Origin of the sequence: Anaerostipes butyraticus (assembly GCF_016586355.1) — a bacterium.
Classification (GTDB): Bacteria; Bacillota; Clostridia; order Lachnospirales; family Lachnospiraceae; genus Anaerostipes; species Anaerostipes butyraticus.
Window position 1 is genome coordinate 57,395 of record NZ_BLYI01000050.1, and the last position, 8,735, is coordinate 66,129.

8 protein-coding genes are annotated in these 8,735 nt (G+C 46.1%); all 8 read right to left on the bottom strand.

Annotated elements, in window-relative coordinates; all coding sequences use genetic code 11:
• Window positions 1-3 precede the first annotated feature (3 nt).
• The 8 genes from JMF81_RS12665 to JMF81_RS12700 all read right to left on the bottom strand — a co-directional run bounded on the left by JMF81_RS12665 (window position 4) and on the right by JMF81_RS12700 (window position 8,442).
• Complete coding sequence (locus JMF81_RS12665; RefSeq protein ID WP_201311805.1) at window positions 4-2,004, bottom strand: VirD4-like conjugal transfer protein, CD1115 family; 2,001 nt, start codon at window positions 2,002-2,004, stop codon at window positions 4-6.
• Complete coding sequence (locus tag JMF81_RS12670) at window positions 1,994-3,100, bottom strand: hypothetical protein (RefSeq protein WP_308805593.1); 1,107 nt, start codon at window positions 3,098-3,100, stop codon at window positions 1,994-1,996. The genes JMF81_RS12665 and JMF81_RS12670 overlap by 11 nt, the downstream gene beginning before the upstream one ends.
• A 141-nt stretch (window positions 3,101-3,241) precedes the next feature.
• Window positions 3,242-3,916: a DUF6100 family protein gene (locus JMF81_RS12675; protein WP_308805594.1), complete on the bottom strand. Its 675-nt coding sequence runs from the start codon at window positions 3,914-3,916 to the stop codon at window positions 3,242-3,244.
• Window positions 3,916-4,440, bottom strand: a complete 525-nt coding sequence (locus JMF81_RS12680) for a DUF5697 family protein (protein ID WP_201311806.1) — start codon at window positions 4,438-4,440, stop codon at window positions 3,916-3,918. Before JMF81_RS12680 ends, JMF81_RS12675 begins: the two co-directional genes overlap by 1 nt.
• A 240-nt stretch (window positions 4,441-4,680) precedes the next feature.
• Window positions 4,681-5,211: a hypothetical protein gene (locus JMF81_RS12685; RefSeq protein ID WP_201311807.1), complete on the bottom strand. Its 531-nt coding sequence runs from the start codon at window positions 5,209-5,211 to the stop codon at window positions 4,681-4,683.
• Window positions 5,198-6,541, bottom strand: coding sequence for a MarR family transcriptional regulator (locus tag JMF81_RS12690; protein ID WP_243282652.1), 1,344 nt, complete (start codon window positions 6,539-6,541; stop codon window positions 5,198-5,200). The genes JMF81_RS12685 and JMF81_RS12690 overlap by 14 nt, the downstream gene beginning before the upstream one ends.
• Before the next feature lie 330 nt (window positions 6,542-6,871).
• Entirely contained in the window at window positions 6,872-7,876 is a 1,005-nt protein-coding gene (locus JMF81_RS12695; protein ID WP_201311808.1) for a DUF4062 domain-containing protein, read from the bottom strand.
• Window positions 7,877-7,899: 23 nt separating this feature from the next.
• Window positions 7,900-8,442 (bottom strand): helix-turn-helix domain-containing protein, encoded by a 543-nt coding sequence (locus JMF81_RS12700; protein WP_201311809.1) that lies wholly within the window; start codon window positions 8,440-8,442, stop codon window positions 7,900-7,902.
• Between the last annotated feature and the right edge of the window lie 293 nt (window positions 8,443-8,735).

An 8,735-nucleotide genomic window follows, 5' to 3' on the forward strand; every position in this document is an offset into this window, starting at 1 on the left:
AAATTAAGACATAATGGAATCTTTATCCAGCGGAACAATCTCCTCTGGATAATCCGGAAATTCTTCCGGCAGGTCACTAAGCTCTTCCGGCTGCTCGGAAGGGTAAGCGTGTTTGTCCGGTTCCCGGCGAAGCGGTTTCTCCTGAGAGGGAAAGGCAGGGCGTCTGCCGCTGCGGCCAGGCCGGGGCTTTTTCTTTAAATTCTCCGCAAGAGTCGGTGTATAGTCGTATTCTTCCTGCTCGGCCATCGCCCGCCAATGGGGAACATGGTCTGCCGCTTTTCTTGGTATCAGTTTTTTGGAATCCGGGTGGAGCGTATAGTCGTACTTTTCCACTTCTAATATTTTCTGTCCCCGCAGGATGATAAGCGCCTTATTCAAGGGCAGCCGTTGGATCTCATCCGGCGTTAGGAGCTTGCGCTTCCCGATGGATCTGGTCTGCCGGTACTCCGGCGTGTAGTCAGAAACCCGCCAGGAATTGAGCTGTTTGGCTTCGCTGCTGACTCCAACCGTCACATCTCCGGACCGATTGGAAATAAAGGTGGCGGTCACTTCATCGGTACAGCCTAAGAATAATTGGCTGTCACAATTCCCGATAATTTCCTGCCATTGGTTCAGCGGATACCGGTTCTGCATCTGTGGCAGATTCTGGAAAATACAGGAAATGCTTAAGTTTCGACTCCGGATAACAGAAATCTTTTTATTCAGCTCCAAAATGGCGCCGGTATTGGCCAGCTCATCTGCCAGGATATGTACCGGAACCGGCAGCTTCCCGTCCACGCCCTCTTTATCCGCAAAGCGGACTAGCTTGATAAAGATAAAGGTCATGAACAGGGAGGAGAGGAAATCAAAGGTGCTGTCCTGGTCTGAGGTGATGCAGAAATACGCACATTTCTGTTTGCCCGGCAGCGTCAGATCGATCTCGTCATAGGAGGTGATCTGCCGGATCAGCTTATTTTGAAACACCTGCAGCCTGGCACCTAATCCGATGATAACACCGGAGCGCACCGTGTCGCTGGCCTGCTTATAGATGCAGTAAGGCACTTTTGCCGGATGGGATACCGGAAGCAGGTCAAACAGGCTGTTCAGTTCTTTCTCGGAACTCATAGTCAGCAGCTTGTACACCTGCCCGATATTTTTGGCTTCCGGCGGAAAGCCCTGGTCCACGTACAGAACCAGGGCTTTTAACAAATTCATCTCCGCATTATCCCAGAAATGATCCCCTTTGGCAGAACCGGTATTCTGGATGATGACATCGGCAAAGACCTGAGCCATCGTCTCAGAACCGTTGATCTCCATGAGACAGTTCCAGCTGTCGGAGTTTTCCGGGTTGACCAGATTGAAGCATTTGACGGTATAGCCTTCCTTCTCCAGATACACGGACATACTTTCATAGAGTTCAGATTTCGGATCGGTTATGATCAGGCTTTCTCCCGGCCCGTCAATCCCACGGGCAACACTCTGAAAAATGGCGTTACGGACATAGGCCCGGCTCTTCATGGATCCGCTGGAACCGTAGACTGCCACATTCCGATTCATATAGGTGTGGTAGGGCAGGCAGACGGCCTTGCCGTTCAGCTTGCCTAAGATGGTGCCTTTGTTTTTCTTTACATCAGAAGTCAGCTCCAGGACTTTATGCATCTCCTCCGGCGTCATGAAACCGGAGGTGCCATAGGTGCCTTTTGTAGAGTAGTTCAGGTTCCGTTCCCGGTCTGGGACTTCGCCGTTGCGGTCATAGCCCATCCGCATGAGCAGGAAAATCAGCAGTCCAAATACCACAAGGCAGATTCCAATCCCGTACAGGTTATACGGAAAATCGGTGACTGCCTGGAAACAGGCTGCCGGATGCGGGGAAGGCATCTGTGGGGAACTGCCATTGCCCGGCGTGTTACCGGCGGCAGTCCAGATGCGATAGTTTCGGATAAACTGAGCGATATAGCCGCCTGCATATAAGGTGCAGAGGCTGATGGGAAGCAGATAAATGAGCTTCCACCATTTACGGTTCATGCAAAAACCCCTTTCTAAATTTAGAGAGGTCAATACTGGAGAACCGAATGTCGGCGGTCAGATATCGTTTCAGACAGGGGATTTGGAAATCAAAGCAGATCATCACCCCCTTTCTGCCGTAAACATTCAGTCCGGTATTGAATCGGTTAATTCGGTGCAAGTCAAAATCATATGCAAGAACCGCGGGGTTCCCAGAAGCGTCCACCCCGTCATGGTCGATGGGAAGGTTTGGCTGCCGGGAACCTAAATCGGATAATAGTAACTGGTCCAGCTGTTTCATGAGCCGTGGCCGGACCAGCAGTTTTAAAAGCGTCTCACCTTCTGTTGTGTTTGGCAGATAGTGAAAGTGTTCATAGGATGTATCCGCTACAAACAGACTCTTTTTATATCCGCCGGTACTGGTCAGGAGCTGATAAGCAGTGTCCATGTCCTTCCCGGTCAGGATCGCCCGGACTTTCGGATGCCCCGTATAGGGGAAATCCTGCAGGTAATGCTGCAGGAAGGCGTTCAACCGTACCTCTGTCCGGTATTCCCACTTGAGTACATGGTCGCCGGTGTTATACAGTGCATAGGCACAGTGGGGAGCAAGCAGCACACCCATGCTCCGTGAGTTTCTGATCTTGGTTGCCTCTGGACCGATGTGCTTAAACTCCCGTGAGGAGTAAAAAAGGGGCAGGTTCCCCATAGAAAGGATACCGGCTTCGCGGCCTTCCCTGAAAATATCCGGTTTCTGGTCAGCAAAGAACGGGATGCCGGCGCTTAGGAGAGTCAGATAGGTTTCTGCTTTCTGGTACAGACGCAGCCGACGGGTTACTTCGCTTCGGACCTGATTGGTTTCGGTATTCCCGGTGAGGAAGTCACGGAAACGCTCCGGATTTTGAGCAAGGAGCATCTGTTTAGCCCGTCCGGTCAGGCGATAGCCCCTTAAATGATCCCGATAGTGAGTCCGCAGCAGTTTTTGTGCCTTTAACTCTGTAATGAGCTTTTCTCCATAAGAGGGGCTTGGGATCAGACGGGTAAGCTGGTCAGCAGGAAATTCCCCACAAAGAGCGACCATTTCCAGGAGCCTGTATTTCTGGGAGGTAGAAGGATACAAAATCAGTCACCCCTCCTTCCGGTAGTTACCCATGTAAGTCTGTACTTGGGTAAAAAGTTGTGCTTCCCGGCAAACAAAAAAAGCAGGGATTTCCTGCTTTCAAAGGATGTTTTACCAATGTCGGATAAAATGACGGAAAAATCAAGAAATTTCCGATATGGTTTCAATCTCGTTTTTCCGCCCTTTCAGCCACTGAGGGAACCGGGATTTTCCCATGACGTAGATGACTGTATGATCCGTATCTCCCAACTCGGTGGTATGGTAGGAGTCACAGTACAGCCCGCTGTCATCCACCATGATATAGCTGGCAATCGTGTCAAGAAGCTGCTTAAACTCCAGGTTATCGTAATCCCGTATCCGGTCAAACGGGCCGTTCCGGTCATAGATCTGGCTGAAGCAGACCACACATTCCCTGTACAGGGGAAGGGAGTGGACAGTCAGGTAGTTTTGCAGTGCATAATTCAGCGGCTCATGGAGAAAGGCGGCGTTGACGTGCTGCTTTCTTTTGGGAAGCAGGCCCGGAAGCGTAATGGAGATCAAATCTTCGTCCTGGCAGATCGCAATCCCCTGGGCATCCGCCGCCTCCATTAAATATCCACCCCGTTTTTCCGGGGCTGCCAGGCAGACCAGGTTCCGCATCTGGCAGGCAATCCGTTCCGCCCGCAGCGCAGCGTTCATACTCAGATCCCCGTAGTTTTCCGGATATGCACGGATATCGGTGGTTTTCAGTGCAAAAACCGTGTTGTTAAGTTTCTGGATCTCTCCTTCTAGCTTCGCAAGCCGTTCATAGAGTATTTTCTGGTTTGAAATGTGTATTACCTCCTTCCGTAGTAGCTGACAGAGCCGGAGTCATCCACGACACAGAAAGCAAGCACCCCTTCAAGCGAGAGTTTAGCTGCCTGCTGGATATTTTCCAGCACCACAAGACGCAACACATCGTGGCAGGGAATGGATTTCATCACATGATCCACCAAAATTTCCTGTTCCAGCGGCACATAGAGGATTTCATATTCCTCATTTTCTGAAAAGAAGTGGAGTTTCACTGGAAAATCTCCACTGGTATGGAATACAATTGGCTTCTCAAAGTCCAGCAAGACCCAGAAGGCGGCAATCGTGCCACGATCCGGGTTTTCTGCGGCTTCCGGGCTGTCGCATAACAGACCAGCTTCCTTGGCGTGATAAATTCTTCCCTGCTTGACCAGGCTGGTGATCAACGACTTGATGGACTCCTGGTCACCAAACATCTTCATTACCTGTTCATATTTCAGGGCATGGTAGGTGGTCAGGAAGCGTAGGAGCTTTTCTCCTTCTCTGTGGTATATCTGATCTCTTGTCTTCATGCCGGATTTCCTCCGTTCAATAGAATGTGCGTGCGCTGTACGTAGAGCATACGTAGACTTTTCTACTTATTATATACATAGGCTGTACGTACAGCGGTCAGCGTTGGTTTATGGGTACAAAAAAAGCACCGCCGAGGGTGCTGTAAAAAGAAAACTATAAGCAATACCTATTGTAGCATGGGTAAATTTACCCTGCAATCGCAGAACCGGGACAATCCTGTGCCGGAGGTGTGCCACTTCCTACTCCGGGAAGAATTTGTTCAGGGTGTCTATGGTTTCTTTCGCCGTATATCCCCAGAGGATGCTGCTCAGGGCTTCAATCGCCTGGTGGCGTTTCCGGTAATATGTACGGTAGGAGATATTGGGAATGTGCTGCTCCAGCTTTTCCAGGATTTCTTCCGTGTTCTTCAGCTGCTGCGGCGAGAGAAAGGCATAGTAGAGGATCCAGTAATACTGCTCCCCGTATTTGTGGTTATTCCGCAGAAGATCTACGGAAGACTCCAGCAGCTTCAGCATCCGGTTGCTCCGCTCAATGCTTTTGGCACGTTCCGCAATATCACTTCCTGCCAGGTCTGCCCCAGCTGCATAAATGGAATCCAGGAACTCATCAATGCTGGAACCGTACTGCACCTTGAATTGGTTCTCCATCTGGTGAACGACCACTTTCAGGCTGTATGTGGCATCCCGGTAACGGCGAAGGAACTGGTACGTATCATGAAACCGGGGATTTTCTTCCGGTGTTGAAAAGTCCTGTCCTTTACGCTTCGGCATACAGATCCCCTCCTTCCTGACTTCCGGCTTCCGCATTATCCGGTATTTGCGGGGGAAGATCCGGCAGTAAGATTTCCGGCGGTTCCATTCTGTGCATCCTCTTAGCTCGCTGTCCTATCCTGCCCTCTTTCGGAAGGGCAGTATTCGCCAGTACGGTTCGGCTCTGCTGTCCACCCTTCTTCTCAGGCTCCAGCTTTGCAGACTCCGGCTTGGGTTCTATGGTCAGCTCAAACCGGTAGTTTGCGGCTCCAAAGGGGCAGATAATATTTAGACCAATTACAGGTATACTATCCTTGCAGTCTGATAAGGGAGATAATATATACCTGGTCCGGGGGCAGTGACAGCAGGAAATCCCTTGTGTATTCAGGAGTTTGGCGACTTTTTTGACCATGTAGCGGATGTGCGAAATTGGAACGCAGGGAATGGGATTTGAAACAGTAATCTGTTCATCCGTCACCGTTTCTGGTACGCACACAGACTCTGGTTCTGCGGGTTCCTCTGCAGGTGTTTCTTTTGGAATGTAAATCGGCAGTTTCATTTTCATGGCGATCTCCTCCTTGTCAATCAGTACGTCGCTGATGTTAAACATAATGGAAAGGTAATTGTTCAGGTAAATCATGCTCCCGTGATTACCACGGAAAGATACCAAGGTGATCAGGTTCATCTTCTCCAGCTTTTTTAATAACCTGGAGACAGTAGGTTTGGAATGTCCCCACCGTTCTCCCAGTGCCTGGAAGCTGGTCAGAGGGGAACCGGTATTGTTTCGATAATAGACGACAGGGCCGGTGTCAGAGCAGAGGACAGACGGATCATTGTATACAGCGTGGATCCACAGATCGAGCAGGATATCCATCTCCGAGCATTTGTCTGCCTGGATCAGCTTGTGGGCTTTTCCAATAGGGAAAAAGAAGAAACCCGTATCCTTTTTGCAGGGATAATTGTATTTCAGGGCAGTATTATCATTCTGCCAGTCGGTAATCTGGAATTTGACCAGACGGTTTTTCTCCAGCAGGGAATAGGTAATGCAGCCTTCCTCCTGGAGATGCTTCAGGATAGATATGGCCTGATGCTGAAACCGGCAGCGAAACCAATCCTGCAGTTCTGAGATACTGCAGATCCATTCGCCTGGTGAGAGCGTGTAAGTGAACTGCTCCATGCGCCGGTTGGAATTGCTGTAATTGGCGTAGGAGCAGAGAACCAGATACCAGAAAAGAAAAGAGCTTCCGGTTGTTCGGATGCTCCTGTCATTTAATAAGGTCTGTATGAAGTTGCGGTAAATCCGGCAGCGTGGAAAATCTACGATTTGTTTGAGTTCTAATTGGTATTCCATAAGTAAGCCTCCTAATAAAAAAGGCTGACAACGAATGTCAGCCTGTCAAAATGATATGATTTGTCAGTAGGTATTGAGAGAGTGCAGAAGCCAGTTGGTCTCCTCCGGTCTGACACACTCCATTGCATTTTTATTGCATTTTTAAATTTTGTTTTATTGTTTTATAGCGTTTTATAATCGCTAAAACCCCTGTAAATAAGCCAATCTTTGTTTATATCGCTTACCGTCTGTCTGGAGTTTGAATAACAGACAGAAAACCTCGGATACCCGTTTTACAAGAGTTTCCGAGGTTTCTTTATGCCTGTTGGCTCTATTTTATAAAAAGTAGAATCAATTGTAGATGATATATTCACAAGTAAGTTCATCATGATCTGCACCACGAGTATCATCTTTGATACTAATAATTTTTGTACCAGCATAATTCCCATACACATTTTTCCAAATAATAATGTCGCCAATTTGAGGAGTACGGCAACGAGAAGAAAAATCACAAGGATAATTAAGAGCATCTTGTAATTCGGCGGGGGCTTTGATTCTAGCTATTGCTATAATACCAGTTCCGTCTTTATATGCATATATTGATGTATTACTTGCTTTACTCCATTTTGTTACAAAAGTGTTTTGGCCGCACCCAATTGTAAATTCGCCGTTATTATTTGAATAATCGAAAGTGAAATGGCTAGATTTTTCTGGGTTTCTGTATTGAGTGGAAGTTATTTTTGGGAATCCTTCAGTAGTATCGGTAAATAGATCTTTGATTCCTTCTTCTGAGATCGTGTGTGTTTCTAAATAGTTTGCGATCTTGTTCTCAATATCAACTTCTTTATTTGGAGGTTCATATCCACGCACCCACCCAATGGCTGGAAAATCTCTAATACATTTGTTTATTGATGTGGCTACATTAGCTTTGAGTTGATCAATATTAGCGTGAAATTTTACCATTCTGCCGTTACATACTTTTTCTCGGAAGGAGGCAAGTTTTTCCTTGCCGATATCGGTTTGTTCACTTTGTCCAATTGGTATTAACATGGGATTTTCAACAACAAAACTCATAATAGGTATATTCTTTTCACATGCATAATCAAATTCTTTTTCAGTAAATCCAATACCGTCTTTATCAAGAGTACCATAACGTCCGGCCAAAATTAAGATATAATAGTCACAGTCGTCAAGCATTTTTTTTATATAGTCCATTTGAGACATTCCGCTTGCAGGGAATTGTTCCATGCCAACAGGAATGCAATCATTGTCTAAAAGGCATTGTGTAACAGCCATGCGCTCTTCTTTCAAATCTGTATATGTTGAACTTATAAATACCTGATATTTCTTTTTCATAATAAGTTACCTCTTTGGAAATTTTATTGCGGGAATAATTTTACGGCAATTCCTTTAGTTCTCTTGTTGACTACCATATTGTCATCTACAAGATGATTTTTAATATCTTCTATATTTTTTTCGATTTCGTTGATTGCTTCTGTATAATCATCTTCGGTGTTCAATTTCTCTTTAGAGTTTTCCAGATTTTCTTTTATTTGTTTTGCTTTAAGATAGGTACAAAGCTTATTATTGATTGTAGCGTTCTGGAAAGATAATTTTACAGTAGATGGGATAAATTCTCCATTTTCATCTTTTTCCGCTTCAAACTTCATATCCACTTGCTCGTCCAGTTTAAACAGTAAAGAAAGCACATCGGAAACTGTTTCTATATCAAAATTCATGAACAGATTAATGCTAATGCCAAGTGCATTTGTGATTTTCAGTAATTGATCTGGTTTAGGATTACGAATACCATATTCATATTTCTTGATAGTAGCGGGATTTATGCCTGAAAGATTTCCCAATGTTTCTTGCGATATTCCACGAATATTTCGATAATATCTGATTTTTTCTCCAACAGTCATAGCATCTCTCCTTTATGCGTTTGTGTACACAGTGATAGTCTATCACATTGGGACACATTTGTGTATAAAAAATTATAAAATCACTTGACAGATATAAAAGTGTACTAAAAATTGAAATGTAAAGGAGAAAAGAATATGGAAACTATGGAGTTGTCAATATTTGTGCAGTCTTTAAACCCACAAAATTAAGCAGCTTCTGCTAACGGTTGTTCCAGACGTCTCCTGTAAGCTGCTGGCGGGAGGCCATCCGGATTTGAAGTGTATATCCTTATCCGGTTGTAGTAGATAAAGAC